Genomic DNA, 1668 nt, shown 5'->3' with positions numbered 1-1668 from the left:
GCGGTTACGAACTTCAGGCACCCCCGGCTTTCATGGCTTGACGGGCGGTGTGTACAAGGCCCGGGAACGTATTCACCGCGCCATGGCTGATGCGCGATTACTAGCGAATCCAGCTTCGTGGGGTCGGGTTGCAGACCCCAGTCCGAACTGAGACCGGATTTCAAGATTAGATGCAATTTGCATTACACCAACAAACTGTACCGGCCATTGTAACACGTGTGTAGCCCCGGACGTAAGGGCCGTGCTGATTTGACGTCATCCCCACCTTCCTCACACCTTACGGTGGCAGTATCCACAGAGTGCCCGGCATGACCCGATGGCAACTGAGGAAAAGGGTTGCGCTCGTTATGGCACTTAAGCCGACACCTCACGGCACGAGCTGACGACAACCATGCAGCACCTTCACCGGCGTCCCGAAGGACCTCAACATCTCTGTATCGTGCACCGGCAATTCAAGCCCGGGTAAGGTTCCTCGCGTATCATCGAATTAAACCACATGTTCCTCCGCTTGTGCGGGCCCCCGTCAATTCCTTTGAGTTTCACCGTTGCCGGCGTACTCCCCAGGTGGGATGCTTAACGCTTTCGCTTAGCCGCTGACAAAATTGCCAACAGCGGGCATCCATCGTTTACCGTGCGGACTACCAGGGTATCTAATCCTGTTTGATACCCGCACCTTCGAGCTTAAGCGTCAGTAACACTCCCGTGAGCTGCCTTCGCAATAGGAGTTCCTCATGATATCTAAGCATTTCACCGCTACACCATGAATTCCGCCCACGTTGCGTGTACTCAAGTCTGACAGTTCGCGCTGCAATTCAGATGTTGAGCATCTACATTTCACAACACGCTTATCAAACAGCCTACACTCCCTTTAAACCCAATAAATCCGGATAACGCCGGGACCTTCCGTATTACCGCGGCTGCTGGCACGGAATTAGCCGGTCCTTATTCATGCGGTAACTGCAAACACTCACACGTGAGTGACTTTATCCCCGCATAAAAGCAGTTTACAACCCATAGGGCCGTCATCCTGCACGCTACTTGGCTGGTTCAGGCTACCGCCCATTGACCAATATTCCTCACTGCTGCCTCCCGTAGGAGTTAGGACCGTGTCTCAGTTCCTATGTGGGGGACCTTCCTCTCAGAACCCCTACCGATCGATGCCTTGGTGGGCCGTTACCCCGCCAACAAGCTAATCGGACGCATCCCCATCCAATACCGATAAAATCTTTCGTCCGCTTCAGATGTCTTCAATGGACTGCATCGGGTATTAGTCCGTCTTTCAACGGGTTATCCCCAAGTAATGGGCAGGTTGGATACGCGATACTCACCCGTGCGCCGGTCGACGTCCAAAAAGTGCAAGCACTTAATGCCGTTTCCCCTCGACTTGCATGTGTTAAGCCTATAGCTAGCGTTCATCCTGAGCCAGGATCAAACTCTCCATTGTAAAATAATGTAAATGCCATTAAAACAATACATATATATAATAAATATATATACGCATCGAAAAAAGGCATAAAAGTATGTCTCTGAGCCAGAATGATTATCCTTCATTCAAAGTATCAAGTTTAAACACCTTTCTATATATGTAATATCAACCACCAGGATTTGGATGAAACCAAAAAGGGCAGAAGATAAAAAAAATTGAACGGTTCGTTTCTTTACCCATCC

Annotated in this window: 1 rRNA gene; it reads right to left on the bottom strand. The window is 50.2% G+C overall.

Annotation, left to right across the window (positions count from 1 at the left end):
- Positions 1-1444, bottom strand: a 16S ribosomal RNA gene (locus tag ETF27_RS09860); the annotation flags it as partial.
- Positions 1445-1668 lie beyond the last annotated feature (224 nt).

The organism is Prevotella brunnea, from assembly GCF_008016795.1.
Lineage (GTDB): Bacteria > Bacteroidota > Bacteroidia > Bacteroidales > Bacteroidaceae > Prevotella > Prevotella brunnea.
This window is presented reverse-complemented; position numbering and strand designations above follow the sequence as displayed.